17 protein-coding genes are annotated in these 23,007 nt (G+C 61.7%); 10 read left to right on the forward strand and 7 right to left on the reverse strand.

The genetic code is table 11. From position 1 onward, the window contains the following. The first annotated feature begins 266 nt into the window (after nt 1-266). The gene (gene feoB, locus DESPR_RS12475; protein ID WP_015725154.1) at nt 267-2,438 is read left to right on the forward strand and encodes a ferrous iron transport protein B; all 2,172 of its coding nucleotides are present in this window, start codon (nt 267-269) and stop codon (nt 2,436-2,438) included. 13 nt (nt 2,439-2,451) lie between these two features. Here feoB and DESPR_RS12480 read toward each other — a convergent pair whose 3' ends face one another. Next, entirely contained in the window at nt 2,452-3,084 is a 633-nt protein-coding gene (locus DESPR_RS12480) for a class II aldolase/adducin family protein (protein WP_015725155.1), read from the reverse strand. Next, on the reverse strand, nt 3,081-4,178 hold the full coding sequence (gene mtnA / locus DESPR_RS12485) for an S-methyl-5-thioribose-1-phosphate isomerase (RefSeq protein WP_015725156.1): 1,098 nt from the start codon (nt 4,176-4,178) through the stop codon (nt 3,081-3,083). The genes DESPR_RS12480 and mtnA overlap by 4 nt, the downstream gene beginning before the upstream one ends. A 234-nt stretch (nt 4,179-4,412) precedes the next feature. On the opposite strand from mtnA, the gene DESPR_RS12490 reads away from it, so the two are divergent. The 3 genes from DESPR_RS12490 (at nt 4,413) to sppA (ending at nt 10,748) form a co-directional block, all read left to right on the forward strand. Next, nucleotides 4,413-6,542: an HDOD domain-containing protein gene (locus tag DESPR_RS12490; RefSeq protein ID WP_015725157.1), complete on the forward strand. Its 2,130-nt coding sequence runs from the start codon at nt 4,413-4,415 to the stop codon at nt 6,540-6,542. Nucleotides 6,543-6,718: 176 nt separating this feature from the next. Further along, nucleotides 6,719-8,647, forward strand: coding sequence for a hybrid sensor histidine kinase/response regulator (locus tag DESPR_RS12495; protein WP_169701609.1), 1,929 nt, complete (start codon nt 6,719-6,721; stop codon nt 8,645-8,647). 235 nt (nt 8,648-8,882) lie between these two features. Further along, the gene (gene sppA / locus DESPR_RS12500) at nt 8,883-10,748 is read left to right on the forward strand and encodes a signal peptide peptidase SppA (RefSeq protein ID WP_015725159.1); all 1,866 of its coding nucleotides are present in this window, start codon (nt 8,883-8,885) and stop codon (nt 10,746-10,748) included. A gap of 10 nt (nt 10,749-10,758) precedes the next feature. Here the strand turns inward: sppA and DESPR_RS12505 are convergent, their stop codons facing one another. Beyond that, nucleotides 10,759-11,931, reverse strand: a complete 1,173-nt coding sequence (locus DESPR_RS12505) for an RtcB family protein (RefSeq protein ID WP_015725160.1) — start codon at nt 11,929-11,931, stop codon at nt 10,759-10,761. A 130-nt stretch (nt 11,932-12,061) separates the two neighbouring features. Between DESPR_RS12505 and DESPR_RS12510 the strand changes: the two genes are divergently transcribed. Then, nucleotides 12,062-13,030 carry a membrane protein gene (locus DESPR_RS12510; protein WP_015725161.1) on the forward strand — a complete coding sequence of 323 codons (969 nt, stop codon included), beginning with the start codon at nt 12,062-12,064 and terminating at the stop codon, nt 13,028-13,030. A gap of 65 nt (nt 13,031-13,095) precedes the next feature. Next, nucleotides 13,096-14,019 (forward strand): universal stress protein, encoded by a 924-nt coding sequence (locus tag DESPR_RS12515; RefSeq protein ID WP_015725162.1) that lies wholly within the window; start codon nt 13,096-13,098, stop codon nt 14,017-14,019. Between the two features lie 47 nt (nt 14,020-14,066). Here DESPR_RS12515 and DESPR_RS12520 read toward each other — a convergent pair whose 3' ends face one another. After that, the gene (locus DESPR_RS12520) at nt 14,067-16,946 is read right to left on the reverse strand and encodes a M16 family metallopeptidase (RefSeq protein ID WP_015725163.1); all 2,880 of its coding nucleotides are present in this window, start codon (nt 16,944-16,946) and stop codon (nt 14,067-14,069) included. Between the two features lie 73 nt (nt 16,947-17,019). Here DESPR_RS12520 and DESPR_RS12525 point away from each other — a divergent pair, with 73 nt between their 5' ends. Further along, nucleotides 17,020-17,847 (forward strand): SDR family NAD(P)-dependent oxidoreductase, encoded by an 828-nt coding sequence (locus tag DESPR_RS12525; RefSeq protein ID WP_015725164.1) that lies wholly within the window; start codon nt 17,020-17,022, stop codon nt 17,845-17,847. A 22-nt stretch (nt 17,848-17,869) separates the two neighbouring features. Here the strand turns inward: DESPR_RS12525 and DESPR_RS12530 are convergent, their stop codons facing one another. Together DESPR_RS12530 and rpmB are read right to left on the reverse strand one after the other, a co-directional pair. Further along, nucleotides 17,870-18,127, reverse strand: coding sequence for a hypothetical protein (locus DESPR_RS12530; RefSeq protein WP_015725165.1), 258 nt, complete (start codon nt 18,125-18,127; stop codon nt 17,870-17,872). Nucleotides 18,128-18,231: 104 nt separating this feature from the next. Continuing rightward, nucleotides 18,232-18,426 (reverse strand): 50S ribosomal protein L28, encoded by a 195-nt coding sequence (rpmB, locus tag DESPR_RS12535; protein ID WP_015725166.1) that lies wholly within the window; start codon nt 18,424-18,426, stop codon nt 18,232-18,234. A gap of 350 nt (nt 18,427-18,776) precedes the next feature. Here rpmB and DESPR_RS12540 point away from each other — a divergent pair, with 350 nt between their 5' ends. Beyond that, nucleotides 18,777-20,210 carry a diadenylate cyclase gene (locus DESPR_RS12540; protein ID WP_015725167.1) on the forward strand — a complete coding sequence of 478 codons (1,434 nt, stop codon included), beginning with the start codon at nt 18,777-18,779 and terminating at the stop codon, nt 20,208-20,210. Nucleotides 20,211-20,581: 371 nt separating this feature from the next. After that, entirely contained in the window at nt 20,582-21,319 is a 738-nt protein-coding gene (locus DESPR_RS12550; RefSeq protein ID WP_015725168.1) for a TorF family putative porin, read from the forward strand. 157 nt (nt 21,320-21,476) lie between these two features. Here DESPR_RS12550 and DESPR_RS12555 read toward each other — a convergent pair whose 3' ends face one another. After that, on the reverse strand, nt 21,477-22,376 hold the full coding sequence (locus DESPR_RS12555) for an AEC family transporter (RefSeq protein WP_015725169.1): 900 nt from the start codon (nt 22,374-22,376) through the stop codon (nt 21,477-21,479). Nucleotides 22,377-22,605: 229 nt separating this feature from the next. On the opposite strand from DESPR_RS12555, the gene DESPR_RS12560 reads away from it, so the two are divergent. Further along, on the forward strand, nt 22,606-22,977 hold the full coding sequence (locus DESPR_RS12560; RefSeq protein ID WP_015725170.1) for an Hpt domain-containing protein: 372 nt from the start codon (nt 22,606-22,608) through the stop codon (nt 22,975-22,977). Nucleotides 22,978-23,007: the final 30 nt, after the last annotated feature.

Here is a 23,007-nt window from a genome sequence, read left to right on the forward strand (position 1 = left end):
GCTGTCTTTATCGGCCGGCGCTTGTGGGCTTTTGTGCGGCGCGTGCGTCAGCGGCAAAGCATTGCCTGCGGATGCGGGTGTTCAGGGTGCGGCAGCGGTGCTGGCGATTCGAAGCCCATCACCACACTCCCCCTCCATCGGCCATGAGAAAACAGCACGCCGCCCGCCGCACATCCGGCATCGGCCAGGTGCGTCGTTGATCGAATACCCCACCCTCTTTGCCCCCATTCCGGTTCACCGCTCATCCTTACCCGACAGAAAAGCCTATGAACAACCAGCTGACCATCGCCCTGGCCGGCAATCCCAACGCCGGTAAAACCACCTTGTTCAACCACCTGACCGGCGCCCGTCAGCATGTCGGCAACTATCCCGGCGTGACGGTCGAGCAGAAAGAAGGCTGCTGTCTGCACCAGGGCCAGGGACTGCGGGTGGTCGATCTGCCCGGCACCTATTCGCTGACGGCCTACTCGGTGGAAGAATTGGTGGCGCGGGATTTCATCATCAACGAAAAGCCCGATGTGGTGGTCGATGTGGTCGACGCCTCCAACCTGGAACGCAACCTGTATCTCAGTTGTCAGTTCCTGGAGTTGGGGGTACCGCTGGTCATTGCCCTCAACATGGTCGATGTGGCCGAAAAGCGAGGCATTACCATCAATGCCCAGGAGCTGGGCCACCGCCTCGGGGTGCCGGTGATTCCGATCGTCGCCCGCAGCGGAAAAGGTGTGGATCAGTTGTTGGACGCAGTGCTGGCCACGGCCGCCTCGTCCACCCGGCCGCAGCCGGTCTTCCTCCGCTACGGCTCGGATATCGACGAAACCCTCGCGGCCATGATGCCCGATATCGAGGCCTGCACCGAACTGACCGCCATCTATCCGCCACGGTGGCTGGGGGTGAAGCTGCTGGAAAACGACGATCAGATCGTGCACAAGGCCCAGGCCGTCCATCCGGAGACGGCGCAGCGCCTCGTTGCCCGCTGCGAGGAAGTGGCTGACCACCTCCAGCACACCCTTGGCGTCTACCCGGAGGCGGTGATCGCCGACCACCGCTACGGCTACATCAAATCGATCATCCATCAGGGGGTGGTGGCGCGCAAATTCGTTGCCGATCGGCTGTACGCCTCGGACAAGATCGACAAGATCGTCACCCACCGCATCCTTGGGCCACTGATCATGGCCGCAGTCCTGTTTGGCCTCTATACCTTCACGTTCAGCTACAGCACGGTACTGGTCGATTGGCTGGCCAGCTTCTTCACCCTGATCAACCAGGGAATCGACTCCCTGCTGCCCGATGGGCCGGTCAAATCAATGATCATCTCCGGCGTGGTCGACGGGGTCGGCGGGGTGCTCGGCTTCGTGCCGATCATCATGTTCATGTTCTTTGGCATCGCTGTGCTGGAGGATTCCGGCTACCTGGCCCGGGTCGCCTTTATGATGGACCGCATCTTTCACGCCTTTGGCCTGCACGGCTCCTCGGTCATGCCGTTCATCGTTTCCGGCGGCATCGCCGGCGGCTGCGCCGTGCCCGGAGTCATGGCCACCCGCACCCTGCGTTCGCCCAAGGAACGATTGGCCACCCTGCTGACCGTGCCATTCATGAACTGCGGCGCCAAACTGCCGGTGCTGACCTTGCTGATCGGCGCCTTTTTCTCCGCCCACCAAGCCCGCTACATGTTTCTGGCCACCGTGGCGGCCTGGGTCGTGGCCCTGTGCGCGGCCAAGCTGTTGCGCATGACCGTGCTCCGCGGCGCCTCGACCCCCTTTGTCATGGAACTGCCGCCCTATCGCTTTCCCACCCTCAAGGGACTGCTGATCCACACCTGGGAGCGAACCTGGCAATACATGAAAAAGGCCGGCACCGTCATTCTCGGCATCTCCGTCCTCATCTGGGCGATGATGACCTATCCCGGCCTGCCCGACGCACGGACAGCCCACTATGAACAGCAGCGGCAACACGTACAGACGTCCTCGCTCACCGCCGACCAGGAGGCACTCGCCGAGGCGTTGCGCAGGATCGACGCGGACCAGGCGATGGAGGGGCTGCGCCACTCACTTGGCGGTCGGATCGGCATTGCCCTGGAAAGCGTCAGCCGCCACGCGGGCATCGACTGGCGGACCAATATCGCCCTGATCGGTGGATTTGCCGCCAAGGAGGTGATCATCTCCACCCTGGGCACCGCCTATTCCCTGGGGGAAGTCGATCCCGAAAAGTCGACCTCGCTCAGCGACCGTCTGGCCAAGGATCCCAACTGGAATCCGGTGGTCGCCCTGGCGGTGATGGTGTTCATCATGTTTTACGCCCCCTGCTTCGTGACCGTGATCTGCATCGCCAAGGAGGCCGGCTCATGGAAGTGGGCCGTTTTTTCCATGACCTTCAACACCCTGTTCGCCTACCTGATGGCCGTGGCGGTGTATCAGATCGGCACCCTGCTCTACCTTTGACAGGACACTCGGATCAAGCCTTGTAATCGGCGAAGCGGCGCAGGACCTCGGCCATCTCCGCCCTTGGCAGGAGCGGTGGCTCGGCCACCTGCAGGGCCTGGAGATACATCCGCGCCAACGTTTCCACCTCGATGGCCAAGGCCAGTACGTGGTCGAGATCGGCGGCAAGGCAGATCATGCCATGATGACCGAGCAGGGCCGCAGATCGGTCCTCCAGGGCCGCGATCGCCGCGTCGGACAGCGCTTGCGTGCCGAAGGTGGCGTAGGGCGCGCAACGGATGGAATCGCCGCCGGCCATGGCCACCATGTAGTGAAAGGCCGGAATCGGCCGCTCCAGACAGGCCAGGGTGGTGCAGTAGAGGCTGTGGGCATGGAGCACAGCACCCGCCTGGGGGTAGTAGCGATAGATAGCGGCATGCATCCGCCATTCCGACGACGGTTTGCGCCGGCCCTCGACTTTGCCCTCCCCGTCCATCCACACCAGATCGTCTTCCCCGCACCGGTCATAAGGTAGGGCTGAGGGCGTGATGAGCAAACCGCTGCCGTCGCGGACGCTGACATTGCCCGAGGTCCCCTGGTTCAACCCCTGGCTGTTCATGGCCCGGGCCGTGGCCAGCAGTTGCGCGCGCAGACCGAGACCGCTCATTGCCCCTGCTCCGGATAGAGGCCGAGCAGGCCGCTTCGGCTGGCCGCACAGATGCCCCGCTCGGTGATCAGGCCGGTCACCAACCGGGCCGGGGTAACATCAAAGGCCGGATTGACTGCCGGCGTGGCCACGGGAGCGATGGCCACTGTGTGCACCGTGCCCGCCTCGTCCCGTCCCTGCAATTGCAACACCTCTTCCTCGCCCCGTTCCTCGATGGGAATCTCGGCCACGCCGTCACTCACCGTCCAGTCAACGGTGGATCCGGGCAGGGCCACATAGAAAGGCACACCGTTGTCCCGGGCGGCCAACGCCTTGAGATAGGTGCCGATTTTGTTACACACGTCGCCGCTGGCCGTGGTCCGGTCGGTGCCGACAATGCAGCAATCCACCTGGCCATGCTGCATGAGATGACCGCCGGCATTGTCGACGATCAGGTGATGGGGAATATGCGCGGCCACCAATTCCCAGGCGGTAAGCGAGGCACCCTGATTGCGCGGCCGGGTTTCATCGACCCAGACATGCACCGGGATGCCCAACTCCACCGCCTTGTAGACGGGTGCTAGGGCAGTGCCCCAATCGACGGTGGCCAGCCAGCCGGCGTTGCAGTGGGTGAGGATGTTGACCGGCTGCCCCTCTTTCTTGTTGCGATGGATCGCCGCAATCAAGGTGGCACCGTGACGGCCGATGGCCTCGTTGGTAGCCACGTCTTCCGCGCAGATCCGCCCGGCTTCGTGGTAGGCCGCGGCCAATCGCTGTTCCGGCGGCAAGGGCAGCAGCAGTCGCAGCATCCGTTCCACCGCCCAGCGAAGATTGATCGCCGTCGGCCGGCAGGCGATCAACTGAGCGGCCATGTTCTCCACAGCCTCGGTGGTGGCGTGCTGGCGCAGGCCGAGGCAGAGGCCATAGGCGGCGGTGGCCCCGATCAACGGCGCGCCACGAACCAGCATGTCGCGAATGGCGGTCATTGCCTGCTCCACACTCTCCAGGCGAACGATGTGAAAATGAAAGGGCAAGCGGGTCTGATCAATGATTTCAACGCCCACCCCATCGGCCGCCAGCCAAATGGATCGATAGGCCTGTCCGTTTACCTGCACAAACGCACCTCCTTGAAAAAAGCCAATCATGAACACCTGTTGTCCTGACCCTACCGAACCGGGCCCCAACGGGTCAAGTCAATTGTGTTCGCGTCTTGTCGCCACCGTGCCAGAGAGCGCCACTGCCGATCGACCGGCGCCTTGTCGCCAGCCGCTGGATTTTTCCTCCGGGCTTTGCTATAAACTCTTCCATCGATCGTTTGCTGTTTTTTTTCCTCTTGGTGCTGGTCAACAATGAACACTCCGGATTCGGTTCTTGCCTCTCTCAATCTTTCCGGCCAGTTGCCCAGCATGCCGCAGGCACTGGTGCAGCTGATCGACAGCTGCCACACCCCCGATATCCCGTTTCAGGCCATCGCCGACATCATCGACAAAGATGCCGCGATCAGCGCCAAGATCCTGCAACTGGTCAATTCGGCGTTCATCGGCCCCCGCAGGACGATCACCAGCGTGGAACAGGCGGTGGTCTACCTGGGCATCGACGCTGTCAGGAATCTGGCCATTTCGATCTCCGTACAGCAGGTCTTTCGCCGGGGGGAAAAAAACGGTCCCCTCACCCTTGACCGCTTCTGGCACCACTCGTACCAGAATGCCCTGCTGTCCAGAAAGATCGCCACGACCATCGACTATCCCGAACCTTCCGAGGCCTATCTGGCGGGTCTTCTGCACGACATCGGCAAACTGCTGCTGTGGATGGCCTTTCCCGGAAGCTATGCGCCCCTGTTGCTCAAGGGGGTCCGTTGCGTCAATGCCCGTCTCGCTTTTCTCGAGGAGGAAAAATTGCACGTCAACCACTGCCAGGCCGGAGCCTGGCTGGGCGAACAGTGGCGGTTGCCCACCTTGCTCACCGACGCTATCCGCTACCATCACCACCCGATCGAGGCGGTTCGCCAGGCCTTGCCCTTGGTCAGAATCACCAGCCTTGCCGACCTGCTCAGCCATGGCGATCCCACCGCAACGGATGGCCTGGAAGCGGCCCATCAGCTTCTTGGCCTGACAGCGGCGCAGGTGGCGACGGTGTTCGATGGACTGGATGAGCAGGTCGAGCAGATCGCCACCCACATGGGGATCCGCATTCCCCGAGACGCCGGCCACTCGTCCGATCCGCGCCCCGACGAAGTCAAGGAGGCGCACAAAGACGCCTCGCGGACCCTGATCAACCGGGTCCGGGACGTTTCCCAGCTCTGCGGCCTGCTCGACAACCTGTTGCGGGCCGAGGACCGGGAACGGATCGTCCGCGCGGTCGAGCAGGGAATCCTCCTGCTCCTCGACGAGAGGCGCTGCCTGCTCCTGCTGACCGATACCGCCACCGGCCAGCTGCGCGCCCATGTCCCGACGGACGCGTCCCTCACCGGGGAGGCGGAGCGACTCGCCTTTGTCCCCCAGGACCATGCCGGCAGCCTGCCGGCCCGGGCGCTTGAGGAACGGCGCATGCTCCACGCCTTCTCCGGCACGCACGAATCCTCGACCCAAGATCACCTCTTTGATGCCCATCTGCGACGCCTGCTGGGGACGGAAGGATTGGCGGCCATTCCCCTGATCCACCACGGCAAAATCGAAGGGCTGCTGCTCGTTGGCCTGGAGCGGCGGACGCAGCGGCTCCTGCTTGCCCAGGCCACCTCCGTGCGGCTGCTGGCCGACCATGCGGCCGCCGCCCTGCATCTGGATCGCATGCACGCGGCCCGGGCGGAACAGATCGCGGCCGAACGGTTGCAGGCCGCGACCCTGGTGGCCCGCAACATTGCCCACGAAATCAACAACCCGCTGGCCATTCTCCGTAATTATCTTCACATCCTGGCAGGCAAAAACAGGCAGGGCCAATCGATTGACGCCGAGGTGGCGATTATCGACGGCGAACTGGAACGGATCGCCCACATCACCACAGGCTTGCAGAATTTGGCGCGGGAATCCGAGGCAATGCACCTCGAACCGCTGGACCTTCACCGGTTGCTTGAGGAAATTCTCGACCTGTTCCGGGCCGCCCTGCCAGAGGACAAACAGGTGCGCCTCACCTTCACCCCCCTGGACGAACAGCTCTCCCCCATGGCTGATTCCCGTTCCCTCCGCCAGATCATGCAAAACCTGCTGGGCAACGCCCTGGATGCGGTTTCGCCCGGAGGAATGATCACCGTGCACACCAAGCGTGCGCACAAGAATGTGCTCATCACCGTCACCGATAACGGACCGGGGGTTGCGCCGGCGATTCGGGACTCCCTCTTTCAAGCCGGGGTCTCGACCAAGAACGGGCGGCACAGCGGTCTGGGACTGGCGATTGCCGACCAGCTGGCGCGCCGGATGGGCGGATCGCTCTCCTGCGCGTCCGTTCCGGGAACCACGGTCTTCACCCTGCAGCTCTCGGCGTGAATTCCTTGTCACGGTTGCGCAATTGACTTTTTTTCCAGGGCCATTTAAAAATAGAGACGATTGAACAACCCATACATTCGACCGGGCAGCCTTTGCGCACAAACAGCCACTCCCTTCCATCGTCATGCCCATTTTCGCGCGCCCCCTCTTCTCCACAGACTGAAGCCATGCAGACCATGCACACCGTTCTCATCATCGACGATGAACCCCGTTTCAGCACCAGCCTGGAAGTTTTGCTCAAAGCGGAAGGATATCAAGTGCATGTGGCTTATTCCGGTGAATCGGCCTTCCATCTATTGCGGCAGCATGCCTTTTCGGCCGCCCTGGTCGACATCAATCTGCCCGATATCAGTGGCAACCTGATCGCCTCCCGGATCGGCAAGGAACATCCCGAAACAGCGGTCATCATTCTCACCGGCAACGCCACCGTCGACAGTGCGGTAGAATCGCTTCGCCAAGGGGTCTATGATTATCTGCGCAAGCCCTGCGCCCCGGACCGCCTGCTGCAGACCTTGGCCAGAGGCATCCAGCACAAGCGGCTCACCATGGATCTGCACAACAGCGAGAAACGGTTCCGCCAATTGGCCCAAGCCACCTGGGAAGGGATCATCATCTACGATCGGGGCACCTTGCTGCAAACCAACAGCCAATTGTGCAAGATGTTTGGATACGCGGAAACCGAACTGCTGGGCAAGCAGATCTTTGATGTTCTCTTGGACCGCAACACCATCCGTGCCTTGGAATTCCCCGCCGACCCGGAAACCATCGGCCCATTCGAGGCGCGCGGGGTGAAAAAGGACGGCACCACGTTTCCGGTGGAATTCAGGGTCAAGCACATAGACTACCAAGGCCGCCAGGTACAAGTGGCCGCCATTCGCGACGTCACCGACAGTGAGATTGCCCTCAAGCAGAAGACCTCGCTCATGGAAAAACTGGCCGATGCCCAGCGGATGGAATCACTTGGCCTCATGGCCAGTTCCGTGGCCCATGATCTCAACAACATCCTGGCCGGGATCGTCACCTATCCGGAGTTGCTGCTCATGGACCTGGGCGAGGAGTTCAAATACCGCGAAGAACTGCTGATGATCCGGGAAGCGGGCAAACGAGCGGCGGCGGTGGTCAACGATCTGCTGACCGTGGCCCGGGGGGCGACCTGCAAGAAAGAAGTGCAGAACGTCAACGATCTGATCACCGGCTACCTCAATTCGGTGGAATTCAGGGAAATCAGTCAACGCTATCCACAGATCAAGGTGACTCCCTATCTGGAAAGCGCGCTGCACAACATCAGTTGTTCGACCATGCATCTGACCAAGTCGATCATGAACCTGGTCAACAACGCCGCCGAGGCGATTCAGGCCCGGGGACAAATCATCCTGGCCACGAAGAACGTGCAACTCACCGCCCCCCATCACGGCTATGAAACCATTGAGCCGGGCGAATATGTGATGATTTCGGTGGAAGATGACGGCCCCGGCATCTCGCCCCAGGATATGCGGCAGATTTTCAGCCCCTTTTACAGCAAGAAGGTCATGGGCCGCAGCGGCACCGGCCTCGGCCTGGCGGTGGTGTGGAACACGATCCACGATCACGGCGGGTTTATCGACGTGATCAGCAGCACCACCGGTTCAACCTTTTCCCTCTATTTTCCGGTCAGCAAGTTCGGCGCCTACAAGCCAACCCAGCCAACCCCGGTGATCAGCCAGTACCAGGGCAATGGCGAACGGGTGCTGGTGGTCGATGACCAGAAGAGCCAGCGGGAAATAGCCAGCCGGCTCCTCTCCCGACTCGGCTACCAGCCGCTGACCGTGCCCTCGGGCGAAGAAGCCGTCGAATACATAAAAAAAACGCCCGTTGACCTGGTCATCCTCGACATGCTCATGGATCCGGGAATCAACGGCTGTGAAACCTACGAACAGATTCTCCGTCACGTCCCGGGACAAAAGGCCATCATCACCAGCGGCTATTCCAACGCCGAGGAGATCAATCGGGCCATGAACCTGGGCATCAGCCAGTTCGTCAAAAAACCGTATTCCCTTTACGAACTCGCCCAAGCCCTGAAAACGGAAATGGCCCCGCCCCACTCCTCGATGTATTCTCAAAAATAATCGCGCCGCGCAACGGGCCACTGGCGGGCCACCCGGCGACCTTCCGGTCTTCCGCCTTCAACGGGAGGAAAGCCCCGTTTCCTCGGCCGGACGTTCGTGGTATAAGGCTGCGTGACGGATCCCCCCTTCCCCTGGGCCCCCCTGGCGCGACAACCACCCGCCCGAAAAGGCTGCTCGCGGCGGCTCCGCCCTTGTGCCTGGTTCACGGGCCATGACTTTTTATTGGGAGTTTTCCATGAAACAATTGTTCCGCATCCTCTTTATGCCCCTGTTCTGGCTCTGGAAATTCCTCAGCTCCGGGTTGTCTGTACTGTCCAACCTTCTTTTCCTGGCCCTTGTCCTGGCGATTCTGACCGTGGCTTTCTACACACCCAAGATCGACGTGCCGGCGGCTTGCGCCCTGGTGGTGTCCCCGGCAGGAGATATTGTCGAAGAGCGTTCGCCCATGGATCCCATGACCAGGATACTGGGGCATCTGTCCGGAACACCCCTTGAAAAGGATACCTTTCTCCAGGACATCCTTGATGGGGTGAACGCGGCCAGTGGGGACGCCCGCATCAAAATGCTGGTCATCAACACCAATCGCATGGGCGGCGCCAGCCTTGACCAGCTGCGGGCCATCGGGACCGCGGTGGAGGCGTTCAAGAAGACGGGCAAGGAGGTGATCGCCTTGGGCGACAGCTTCAACCAGGCCCAATACTATCTGGCTTCCTGGGCCGACAAAATCTATCTCCATCCCATGGGAGCGGTCGACATCCGCGGCTTTTCCGTGTTCCGGCTCTACCTGCGGGAGATGCTCGACAAACTGGCGATCAACATGCACGTGTTCCGCGTCGGCACCTTCAAATCGGCGGTGGAGCCGTTTCTCCGCAACGACATGTCCCCGGAAGACAGGGAAGCCAACAGCTTGTGGCTGGGCAACCTGTGGCAGGTCTATCGCGACGATATCGTTCGGCACCGCAAACTCGACGCCGAGGTGTTCGTCGACAACGTCAACCAGATGGTCACGCAGCTGGCCTCGGTGGGCGGTGACCGTGGCCGTCTGGCCGTGGCCACAGGCCTGGTGGACGGCCTGAAGAGCCATCAGGAACTGGAACAACTGCTCAAGGAGCACATCGGGGTTTCGGCCGATGCAAAGAGTTTCCGCCATATCGCCCTCAGCGATTATCTGCAGACCTTCCCCTCCTCCTATGTCGACACCAAGGGAAAGAAAGAGCTGATCGGCATCATCGCCGCCTCGGGCAACATCCTGCCCGGCGAGGGGGCGGTTGGCCAGATCGGTGCCGACGACCTGATCAAGCGTATCCGCAAGGCTCGGCAGGATCAGCGAATCAAGGCCATCGTCTTGCGTATCACCACCGGCGGCGGCAGCGCCCTTGCCTCGGAACTGATCCGCCAGGAGCTGGCGCAGGCAAAAAAAGAAGGAAAAATCGTGGTGGTGTCCATGGGGGCCATGGCCGCCTCGGGCGGCTACTGGCTGGCGGCCGATGCCGACCTGATCGTGGCCGCGCCGACCACCCTCACCGGCTCGATCGGCATCTTCGGGGCCGTGCCCACGGTGGAGAAAACCCTGGCCAACCTGGGCATCCACGGCGACGGGGTGGGCACCACCGATATCGCCCACTTCGGCAACCCGGCCACGACCATGAGCCCCGAGGAAGAAACCGCCCTGCACATGGAGGTGATGCAGGGCTACCGCCGGTTCATCGACATCGTCGCCCAAGGACGGAAAATGCGTCCGGAGCAGGTGGAGAAAATCGCCGAAGGACGGGTGTGGGATGGGACGACCGCGCTCAAGCTCGGACTGGTGGACAAGCTGGGCAATCTGGAGGAAGCTATCGCCGAGGCCGCCAAGCTGGCCAAGGTTCCGGAAGAAAACGGCTTGTTCATCGAGCTGACGCCGGACAATTACCTCGAACGCTTCAAACGGGTGGAGCAGCCGATCGAGGCCCTGCTCGCCCGTCTGACCGGCTCGGCGGCGCTGCCCGTTTCCCTGCGGCGCACGGCCCAGGAACAGTTCGACTTCCTCCTGCCTGCGGCCGACCCCAGGGGCCTCTATGCCCACAGTCTGGTGCCGTTGTCGGCGCTCCGGTTTCGCTAGAAGGTGCGGATCAGCCCTTGAGCACCGCCAGCGGCTCAAGTTCGGTGACCACCTCGATCAAATCAGCCTGGCTGGCGATCACCACGTTGATGTCCTTGTAGGCTCCGGGCGCCTCTTCGAGATCGCTGCGATGGCGGAGCGAGTGGAGGATATGACGGGCATTGAGCTTGTCGATTTCCTCGCGCAGGTTGAGCACCCGCTGGGCCTCCTTGCGGCCCAACACCCGGCCGGCGCCATGGGAACAGGACATGAACGACTGCGGGTTGCCCAGGCCGCGAACGATATAGCTGCGGCTGCCCTGGGAACCGGGAATGATGCCGTACTCCCCGGCAAAGGCGCGGGTAGCCCCCTTGCGGTGCACCCAGACCTCCCGGCCGAAATGCGTCTCGCGGGCCGCATAGTTGTGGGCCACATCCACGGGCGGCTCAAACTGGTCGCAACCGGTGATCTCGGCCACGATTTCCTGGAAGGCGTTCATCATCTCCCGCCGGTTGGCACGGGCAAAGGCCACGCAGTATTCCATCTCGCGCAGGTAGCGTTGCCCCTCGGCCGAGGCCAGCGGCAGGGCCGCCAGCTGCCACTGGCTGGGAATGGCCTCCTGGCCCTTGGTTTTTGCCAGTCGGATGGCCAGGGTATTGTACTGGCCGGCCACCTTGTAGCCGATGTTCCTGCTGCCGGAATGGACCATCAGCCAAATGCGCTGATCACGGCCCCGTTGGATCTCGATGAAGTGATTGCCGCCGCCCAAGGTGCCGATCTGGCAGCGAGCGCTGGCAAACTCCTCGGCCACCACCGGCATCTCCCGCTCCAGGTCACCCGGATCGGGCAAGGAGGCCACCGGCCGCGGTTTGTCGTGATGCTTGAATCCAAGCGGGATGGCCTGGCGCAGGCCGGCCAGGATTTTCTTCAGCTCCGGCGGATCGATGTCGCTCAACCCGGTGCGCACGGCCCGCATGCCGCAGCCGATGTCAACCCCCACCGCGTTGGGAATGACGGCGCCGATGGTCGCCAGTACCCCGCCGATGGGCATGCCGTACCCCACATGGGCATCGGCCATGATGGCCACATGATGGAAGGCGCAGGGAAGATTGGCCAGGTGCCGCGCCTGCTCCAGGGCGTCCGCGTCCAGCTCCGCCAGCCAGAGCATCAAGGGAATTTTCTCGGTTGTGATGACCCGTTGCACAGTGTCCTCTTGCTCTCTTGTCGATCTGGTTTATAGTGCCGCCTCATGAAAGGATATCCTGACAGCCGCACCGTGTTTCCGGCCCGGCCGGGGTACCCGCACTCTCAACGATCCGCCTTGCATCCGTCCCATGATCACCGAAGCAACCCTGCTCCACCTCTGGCACCATCTTGGCTGGCCGCTGCTGCGCCTGTTGCTCTACCTGGCCATTGGCCTGCTCGCGGCCCTGTTCATCGAATCGCTCAACTGGACCCGCAAACTGGCCATCGTCGCCCGGCCGCTGACCCGCTTCGGCCATCTCTCGCCGCTGACCGGGGCCTCCTTTTCGATGTGCTTCTTTTCCGGCATGGCCGCCAACACCATGCTGGCCGAGGGATACGACAGCAAACAGTTGAGCCGCAAGGAACTGATCCTGGCAAACCTGTTCAACAGCCTGCCCAGTAATTTTCTCCATCTGCCGACAACATTCTTCATTGCCGCCCCGATTATCAAGGGCGCCGCCTTCATCTATATCGGCCTGACCGTCTCTGCCGCCGTGCTACGCACCCTGTTCATCGCCCTGGTGAGCCGGCTGCTGCTGCCGGCGGCCAACAGTGAGGCCCAGGCCATGCAGCTGCCGCCGGACCCGGCCCATCCCTTCCGCGCCGCCCTGCGCAATACCCTGAAACGGTTCAAGCGGCGCATCCGCAAGATCGTCAGTTACACGGTGCCGATCTACATCCTGTTCTATTTCCTCAGCGAGGCCGGTTTCTTTGCCGCCGCCGAACGGTTCATGGGACAGCATCTTGCTTGGATGGCGTGGCTGTCCCCCCAGGCCCTGTCCATCCTCACCTTTCAGATGGCCGCCGAGTTCACCGCCGGCCTGGCCGCGGCCGGGTCGCTTTTGGCCAGCGGTTCGATGAGCGCGCGCGAGATCGTGCTCGTGCTGCTGATCGGCAACGTGCTCTCCTCGCCGATCCGGGCCATCCGCCACCAGTATCCCTATTATGCCGGGATCTTCAAGCCGGTGCTGGCCGCGGAACTGATTCTGTTCAGCCAGAGTTTCCGGGCGTTGAGCATAGCCTTTGTTGCCCTGGTGTATTACTTTGTAACCGCGTAAACAAAATTACCCACCACTCTTGCCGGCGGGCGGCAGGGGATCGAACAGCGACCAAGGAGATTCAGATGGAAAGAACCATTCTCGTGGCGATCGACGGTTCCGTGTACAGCTCCAATAGCCTCGACTACCTGGCCCGATTGTTCGCAGCGGATCGCGGTCTCTCCATTCACCTGCTCAGCGTGGTGTCTGCGGGCGCCGCGGGCAAGGAATGGATGCTTGAGGTCGATCCGCTCCGCGCCCAGGCGCCGGGTGCGGATAAACGCACCGCGCTCGCCCGCAGGCATCTCAAGGAGGCGGAGGAACGATTGATCCGCAGCGGCTTTGCCCAGGAACGGATCCAAACGCGGGTCAAGACCGCGGCAAGCGTCAGTGGCGCCATTCGCGAGGAGGCCGAGCGCGGCAACTACGACAGCCTGCTCGTCGGTCGCCGTGGCCTGGGGGCGGTGGGCAACATGTTTTTCGGCAGCACCTCGAGCGATCTGATTGAACGATGCCATCGGGTGCCGCTGTGGATCGTCGACGGCAGTGTCGGCGCCTCCCGCTTTCTGCTCGCCGTGCATAGTCACCCCGCCTCGCTGATGGCGGCCGACCATCTGGCCTTCATGCTCAAGGACCATCCAAGCGCCGAGATCTGCCTCTACCATTCCAATTCGGTGTTCGGCAAGCAGCCGGCGGCCAGGGCCGAGGAGTTTCACCCCCAATGGGGCAAGGCCTGGTGCGACCAGTATCTCGACCTGGACAACTTCCTTTTCTACGCCCATGCCCAGCTGCTGGTCGACAACGGCTTCGCCCGTCACCGCATCACCCAGCTGCCGGCGCAGATGCACCTCGACGTGAGCAGCGATCTGCTCAAGCAGGCCAAACAGTACAGCTGCGGGACCATCGTCATCGGCCGTCGACGGCGGGATCTGGCCAAGGGGCAGCTCAAGGGCATTTCCGAAAAAACCCTCAAGCAGGCCGAAAACATCGCCGTCTGGCTGGCCGGATAATCTCTAAATCCCGGCGGCCGACCGCTCACTCCCGGCGGAGTGCCCGGCTATCGGCCGTTTTTCGGACTGACGATCACCGTGGCCGCCTGCTTCGGATCGAGATACCGACGGGCCAGGCCGGTCAACTCCTCCGCCTTGATGGCGGCAAAGCCTTCGCTGATCGACAGCGGCCACGTGAGCTGCTGCGGATGCCGGCTGGACAGGGTGAGCACCGATTCCATCCAGTAGCGATTGTTGCGCTTGATATCCTTGATCGAGGTCAGAGTCGGCTCCAGGGCCCGACGCAGTTCATCCTCACTCACTCCTTGCACGCCGAGACTGGCGGCAACCTCCCGGATCACCGTGGCCAGGGAAGCGGCTTGGTCCGGGGCAACGATCAGACTGCTCTGCAGCAGCCCAAAGCCCGCATGCCCGCGGCTGGGCATGCTGACCACCCGGGGCGAGTAGGTGGCGCCCAGCTCCTCGCGGATCTTGACCCGCAACCGATCGTCCAACACCGCAGCCAACAGGTTGAGACGGCGGGTGCGGTCGATATCCCAAAAATCATCGGTTTTCCAGGCAACGGTGAGCAGGGCCCGATCAATGCTGCTGGCCACGGGCAAGAGCCGTTCCTGTCCGGCAGGGAAAACGATGGGCTTCGCCGGCGCAGCCGCCCCTGGCTGGCGCTGCTCGGCACCGAAATAGCGGCTGACCAAACGCACGACTTCTTGCGGGTCGATATCGCCGACCACGTTGATCTCCAGCGGCGCCTGGGCAAACACCGGCGTCAGCCAATCACGCACCTGGGCCAGCTCAACCCGCTCGATCTGTTCCCAGGACGCCAAACCGTATTCGGGGCTGGACCCGGCAAGAAAGCGCTCGCCCTGGGTTTGCTGCACCCCCTCAACCGTGCCGGCCAGCTGATCGTACATCCGGCGCAGATTCTCCCGGCTGCGGCGAAAGGCCTCGGGACGATAGGCCGGGTCGTGGAGGCGATGGGCGAGCACCTGCAGCAACCGTTCAAGTTCCTTGCTGAGCCCGCCGCCAACAAAGGAAAAGCTCTCCGGGCCAACCTTGAACTCCAGATTGATATTGGTCCCGGCCAGGGCCTTGGCCAGTTGTTCCCGGTTCAAGCGGCCGATGCCGCTTTCCCTGATCACCGCTTCGGCCATCATGGCCAACCCTTCCGCCGGCTCCGCCTGCTTCCCTTGGCCGAACTGCACCGACAACAGCACCTGCTGGGCCTGAAAATCGGTGGGCTTGATATTGAGCCGCACCCCGCCCGCAAGCACCACTGTCTCGACCCCGATGTCCGCATGCCGATTGTGCTCGATCACCCTACCGGAGGTCGCGGGCGGGGCAAGATAGGGAAAGGAGGCCTGTTCCTCTTCCACCCAAGGGACAGGAGGCTGGTTGGCATGGGCGCGATAAACCTCCCGAACCTGTTGCGCCCCCTGGGGTGCGGCCAGTTCCGGGGCCACCACGCCGACCACCTCCACCAGCCTGCGCTGCCGGCTCCACAGTTGCCGCCAGGCCTCGTTCACCTCGTTCAGGGTCATCTTTTCCAGCGCTGGCCCGTAAAGAGCCATCTCCTGGGCAGGGGAAAGAATGACCTCGTGGTCGTTGAGTTTGCGGATGATCTCCTCGGCCAACTCCCGGCTGTCGCGGGTGGGGGCGGTCTGAACCGCCTTTTCCAGCAGGGCCATGACCTCGCGCTTGCCCCGCGCCAGTTCCGCCTCGGTAAAGCCGTCCTGCAGAGCTTGGGCCAGGGTCGTTTGCAGCAGGCTCAGCCCCTCCTGCCAGCGTCCGACCTCGGTGCGAGCCGCCAAGGTGGCAAAGCCAAAACGACGAAGAAAGATGCCGGCATGCGCCCGGGGCTGGGCCACGGGGCTGTTAGCTCGCTGCTCCAGCTGCTCCAGCCGGTTGGCCAGCAGGGTTACGGCGACATATTGCCGCAGCTGCGCCATTTCCCACACCAGGGTGTCCGGGCCGGGCGCGGTATTGAACACCGTGGTCAGGGCCAGGCCGGTATAACCCAGCTCCGGCTCGGGCAGAATCAGAACGTCGGTGCCCTCTTCCCGCACCATACCCCACTCCGGGCAGGAACCGACTTCTCCCACGCCCCGCAGACCGGCAAAAGCGGCGCGCACCTGCTGCTCGGTTTTCCGCAGATCGATATCGCCGACCACCACGGCGATCATGTTCTCCGGTCGATACCAGCGGTCATAATAGGCGCGGAGCAGGGCGCTGTTCGCGGTCTTGAGCACCTCTTCCTCGCCAATGGGATCGCGCGCCGTCACCAGGGTGCCGGCAAAATCGAACTGCAACTGCTGTTTCGATACCCGGGACGCGGCTGAATCTCGGCTGCGTTTTTCCGCCAGAATAATCCCCCGTTCCCGCTCCACCTCCTGCTCCAGCAACAGCGCCCCCCGGGCGTAATCGGCGAGCACCTTGAATCCCTCCGCCATGGCCTTGGCATCGCTGGCCGGCAGGAGCAGATTATAGACGGTTTCGTCAAAGCCGGTGTGGGCGTTGGTATCGCCGCCAAACCCCATGCCCTGGGCCTGCAGGTACTCGACCAGGGTTCCTGGGGGATAATGGGTGGTCCCGTTGAACAGCATGTGTTCCAGAAAGTGGGCGACGCCCCGTTGGCTGTCCGTTTCATGGATCGAACCCGACTGGACGTTGAGGTACAGCGCGGCCCGGTCCTTCGGCTCGGAGTTGGCCATGAGCACATATCGCAACCCGTTGTCCAGTCGGCCAAACACCAGGGCCGGGTCAGGCTGGAGATCACTGGTGTCCTGGGGCCACCCCGTGGAAAGACAGGCTGAGGAAACGGAGGGGGACGTATCGGCACCGAAGATGACGGGTGCAGGGGCTGCGAGAAAAAACAGTGCCAGGAAAAAAAGGATACCGGTTCCTGTTCGGGAAAGGATATGGTGCATCATGGATTTCGTCGGCTCTGGTGGATAAAATCAAGAATAATTCACAACTATAGTGTGCATCCGGAAGGGGGACAAGATGAATATTGCCGGGAAAAGGGCGTTGGTGCTCGGCGCTTCGCGCGGGGTGGGCCTGGCCATCGCCCGGATGCTGGCCGCGCACGGCGTCCGCTTGGCCCTGCCCTGGTTTGACTGGCCGGAATCGGCGCTGGCCATGGCCAAGGAATTCGGCGAGGAAACCGGCGGCAATCTGGCCATGCAGGTCGATCTGCGCCAGCCGGAGGAAGTGGCGGCTTTGATGCGCGCGATCGACGAACGGATGGGCGGCCTGGACATCCTGGTCAACAACATCGAACGCGGCGGCATGCCGGTGCTCCATGGCGGATATCATCGAGAGGTCAACCGCGACCAGTGGCAGCTGGAAATGGAAACAACCGTGCACGCCAAATGGCTGGTCTTTAATCAGGCCCTGCCGCTGCTGCGCCGCAGTCCGGAGGCGGTGGTGGTCAATCTTTCCTCGATCGCCGGCCTGGTCGGCCGATCCGGCCCGGCCGGGATGCTGTTCAATGACGGCTACGCCGCCGCCAACCGGGGGATTGCCTCCCTGACCGAAACCTGGGCGCGACTCGGGGCGCCGACCATCCGGGTCAACGAAATCATGCTGGGGCTGATCGACCAACGACACGGGCCGGGGACGCGGGGATGGGCGCTGCTCAGTGACGCGCAACGCCGGGCATTGCTCGACCACACCTTGCTGCGCCGGACAGGCACCCCGGAGGAGGTGGCCAAGACCGTGCTCTTTCTCGTGCGGGACGCTGAATTTCTGACCGGAGCGGTGCTGCGGATGGACGGCGGATATGTGCTGGGTGGGGAGCAACCGCCCGAGATGCCGGACGGTGTGCTGTGAGCGGGCAAGACGGCAAACGGGATCAGATGTCCAGCACCCAGTCAGGCAAATGGTGCATGATGTACTCGGTCACCTTTTCCTTGCCCTGGGGGTCGCTGGCCTTGACGCCGGCATCGCGCATCACTTCCTCGAAGTCAAACCAGCACAGCTCCTTTTCCTGGTGGCTGTAGACGGTGAGGATTCGATGATCGGGATCATCGATGTCTTCTTCTTCCTGAATGGCGGCGACCAGACGGACCGCCTCCTCGTAGGGTAAAAAACGGATTTCTTCTTCGCTCATCGACAACTCCACGCTGCACACCGATTCATTGCTTGTGCCGAGCACGCATGAAAAAAGGGCGAGATGAACGGATCAACTCACCCTTTTCTGGAAAAATGGCAGGCTCAGGCAGGCTTGACAACAGCTCCGGAACGGATGCACCGGGTGCAGACGTTGGCATGCACGGTACCACCGTTGGCGGTCACCATCCGTACCCGCTGCAAGTTGGGCATCCAGCGGCGGCGGGTCTTGTTATGGGCGTGGCTGACATTGTTTCCGGTCGAGGGACCTTTGCCACAAATTGCACAATTACGGGCCATGATATTTTCTCCTCAAGAAATTCAATTTTCAATAACCGCTTATATTATCCACGCACCATGAAAAATCAAGCTCTTTCTCACACGAAGCCGGGGAAGCCCCGGCAACCACTCGTCCCCTCCCGCCCACGGGCGGAGACGGCCACTCCTTGCCGAAGGGCGGATAAGCCAGCGGAAATAATCTTCGTTCCAAGGTTGGTTTTTGTTATAATCATTCTTACAGTCACAGCCGGTCCGGGGACACATCGCCGGTTCACGCCGCAACGCCAAACAACAATCATGTGCCTGCGACCAGTTGCGCATGGACAGCGGCAGCGACCATTTTCGCATCAATCACTACAAGGAAGTCATCCATGGGGCAGTCCGTTGCTCTGGCATACGAATTTTTTTCCTGGCGCGCGATTCTCGACATCCTGTTGATCAGCGCCGGTCTGTTCTTTCTTTATCGCACCCTGCTGCGCCTCGGCACCTGGAAGATCATGGCCGGCATCCTGCTGGCCCTGCTGATCTTCATCCTTGCCAATGCCCTCAATCTGAAAGGAATCGAGTGGATCTACCAAAACGTCAGCCACGTGGCCGTTCTCGGCTTGATCGTCATTTTTCAGCCGGAATTGCGCAAGGTTCTTGAAAAAGCGGTTTCCGTGCCGCAACACCGCATCAAAGACCAGGACACCCTGCTCCAGACCCTGATCGCCGAAAGCCTGATCAAGCTGGCGCAGGAACGATGCGGCGCCATCCTCGTCTTTCCCGGCAAGGAACCGATCACCGACAAGATTTCAGGCGGTTTCCAATTGAATGCCGTGCCCAGCCTGCCGTTGATCCTCAGTATCTTCGACCCCAACTCCCCCGGCCACGATGGCGCGGTGATCATCGAGGGCAACAAACTGACCCAGTTTGGCGTGCGGCTGCCGATGTCGCAGTCGACCCGCCTGTCCGAGGAATACGGTACCCGCCATCATGCGGCCATGGGCCTGGCCGAACAGACCGACGCCCTGGTGCTGGTGGTTTCCGAGGAACGAGGCCGGGTGTCCATCTTCACCAACGCCGAGATGCGGCCGGTCCGCAATGCCGAGGAAATCACCGCCGCAATCATCAACCATCAGCAGGAGATGGGATTTTTTCGTCGGGACAGCGCCCCCCGCATTCGCAAGCGCACCCTGCTGCAGGTAGCCGCCAGCCTCATCATCGCCGTGGTGTTCTGGTCAACGCTGATTGTCGCCCAGCGTGAAGTGGTCGAACGGGTGCTGCCGGTGTCCATCGACTACACTTCGCCGGCCGACGATTTGGTCCTGGTTGGCGAAAAGGCCAACGAAGTCAAGCTGCATCTCGCCGGCCCCAAAGCCGACATCGACAACCTGGCGATCAACCCGCCCAGCGTTAAGATCGATCTCTCGAAGATGGCCAAGGGCAGCCAGACCATCATCATCACCAGCGAAAATCTGCATCTGCCCAAGGGCGTCACCCTGCTTGACTCCTCGCCACAGCAGCTGAAACTGACCCTGGCCACGGTGGTGGAGAAAAACCTGCCCATCATCCCCCAAATCATCGGCAAGCTCCCGGGCAATCTGAAAATCAAAAAGATCACTGTTTCGCCTGAAACCGTCCTGGTCACCGTGCCAGTCACCAAAGAGGAGAAGAATCTCGACGAGGTCCTGACCACCCCCATCTATCTCGAATCCATCTCCACCGACAGCAAGCTCTTCTGCAAGGTCATCGCCCGCCCCTCGATCCAGCCCGTGGCCAAGCGCTGGCCGGACGTCGAAGTGTTCATCGAACTCAAGCAATAACCCCATCCCACCGGGCAATGGCACCGGGTGCCATTGCCCGGCCCCTCACCTCTCTCCGCGTTTTCGCGCCACTCGGCGCATCGATTCCAATTTTGTACAACATTGAATAAAACAATGATCTTTTTGTGACAAAATTTTCATTTTTGCCGATAAAACTCGCCTGCATTTTATATAACTATATAATAATAATTAATAAAATTATAAATTTAAAAAGTGGCATTAAAATTGATAAGAACAAGACAAACACATCCATCGTCCCCGGACAGTGCTGGAGAATCCGTTCTTTTCCGTCGCCGGAACGGAAAGGCTCCGGCTGAATCCAATGGGATGGTGGCCAGTCTTGTTCCATCATCGCAAAAAAGGAGAGAAACATGAAACGACTGTTATCCATCGCCGCCGTGGCCGCTCTGGGCACGGCGGCCGCCGCGCCATCCCCCGCCAGCGCCGCCACGGCCACTGCCGCTCTCGATGTCAACAGCGCCTATGTGTGGCGTGGCCTGACCTTCAATGACGGGTTTGTCCTCCAGCCGAGCATGGATGTCTCGGCCAACGGCTTTGCCTTCAATGTCTGGGGCAACCTCGACCTCGACGACTATAACGACACTCTCGACGACGGCGAATTTTCCGAGGTTGACCTGACCGCCTCCTATGCGTTCAAGCTCGGGGCCGTCGACGTCAGCCTCGGGGTGATTGAATATCTCTTTCCCAATGGCGCCGAAAGCACGAGTGAAATCTTTGCCGGCCTGGGCTATGACCTGGGCCATGGCTTTGCCCTGTCAACGAAAGTGTACTATGACTTTGACCAGGTCGACGATTTCTACCTCACCGCGGGATTGGGATACAGCTACAGCATCAACGACAAGACCACCGTGGGACTCAGCGGCCTGATCAGCTATGCCGGCGAGGACTTCACCGAATTCTATGCCGGAGGTACGGACAGCGGATTTTTCAACTATCTGCTCACCGCTTCGGTCAAGTACATGGTTACCGATGCCTTTGGCCTAGGGGCCAGCATCAACTACACCGACTCCATGGACGATGACGCCCTGCCCGACGAAACGGTCGATACCACGGTGTTTGGCGGTGTCAGCCTGACCTACACGTTCTGATCCCTCTCCCGATCCTCTCCCCTCGCTTCCGGGGCGGCGCCATGCCGCACCGGGGGCGAGGTTTCCCGTTTCAGGGCCGGGCGCGCATCGTTCGGGCAATGTCCCCGGTTCGTTGCCGTAGGCCAAACGGACTCGTCTCCGCCGCCGGGTTCACCGCTCACAACAGCCGATACAGCAGGGGCAGAGTCGCAAAACTGAGCACCACGCCCACCCCGACCAGGGCAGCGGCCAGTCGCGGCGCCAGGTTGGCCAGCATGGCCATGGCTCCGGCCGCCACCATGGGCGGCATGCCGGCTTCCACAATCGCCACCCGCACCACCTCGCCATCAAGCCCGAGCAGACGGCAGGCCATCAAGCCTGCCAGGGGCGCGGCCACCAATTTGATCAGCAAGCCGGTGGACAACTGGCCGAGCATGGCGCGATTCAACCGTAGGGTCAGTTGAAAACCCACCGCCACCATCACCACCGGCACCAGGGTCTCGGCCAGACTGTGCAGAATGAATCCCGCCAGAGGCGGGTAGGGGATGCCGCGAAGCAGCAGGGCACAGACCAGGGCGACAAAAGGCGGAAACAGCACGATCTTGCACAGCATGGTTTTGATGGTCGGCCGGCTGCCGTCCGCACCGTACATGGCCAGAATCAAGAACCCGTAGGTCGACAGGGCGATGAACGAGCCGAATTGATCGTAAATCACGGCATAGGGAATAGCCTGTTCGCCAAAAAAGGCCCGGACCATGGGAATGCCGAGGAAGGAGGCATTGGGCAGGGGAGCGAGCAACAGCAGGCAGCCGGTGGTCGCCCGGTCCCAGGCACACAGCCGCGAGGCGGCCAGCACCAGCAGCGCAGCGAGGGCCAGGGTGCCCCAGGGCATCAGGGTCAGGATCAGCAAATCGGCGGAGAAGGTCAACTGCGGCACCTTGAGCATCACCATGGCCGGCATGGAGATGAAGATGACAAAGGCATTGAGGACCATGCCCGTGTCCCGATGGAATCCGGGAATGCGGCGCAGCCCCATGCCGATGAGCAGATACACCAGTGTGGCGATGAAATTATCCATGGTTTCCTTCTCGCTCCCCGGTTTTGCACCGAATGCTTGGCGCGCCCTTTTCCCTTGGCAAAAAAACCCATTGACCGCTCAGCCGCTGGCCGGTTGCCCCTGGCCGCAAAAGACGACTTATCCCCTTGCCAGATTTCACTTTTTCTCCTAGGATTTGTTCAGAGTCGTCACCCGAGGCGCGTGACCTTGGCGGCCAATGCACCCCACTTACCATGACGGAGGAACACCGATGGAGCACAGGGAGAACTCCCCATTGCCGCCCCTGCCCCCCGAGCCCAAGCTGGAGGCGATGCGGCAGTATCTGCACGCCGCGACCCTGCTGCATCCCGAACAGATCGAAAAAATCCTCACGGCCTCGATCCGAAGCATCGCCGTCAACCTGGCCCAGGCCGACGAAGCCCTGCACCAGGCGGATTACCCCGCCCTTGGCCGAGTGGTTCACACCCTCAAGGGCACGTTCCTCCAGTGCGGTCTCACCGATTGGGCGGAAAAAGCCCAGGAAATCCACAGCGGCGTCAGGGCGGGCCAGGAGCTGCCGTTCGCCGAAATGGTGGCCGGACTGAAGCGGGGAATGGCTCCCCTGCTGGCCAGGAGCGAATAGCCGTGCGGCCGCACTCAGCGCACAACGCCA

The sequence above is a fragment of the Desulfobulbus propionicus DSM 2032 genome (assembly GCF_000186885.1).
In the GTDB taxonomy this organism is placed as follows: Bacteria; Desulfobacterota; Desulfobulbia; order Desulfobulbales; family Desulfobulbaceae; genus Desulfobulbus; species Desulfobulbus propionicus.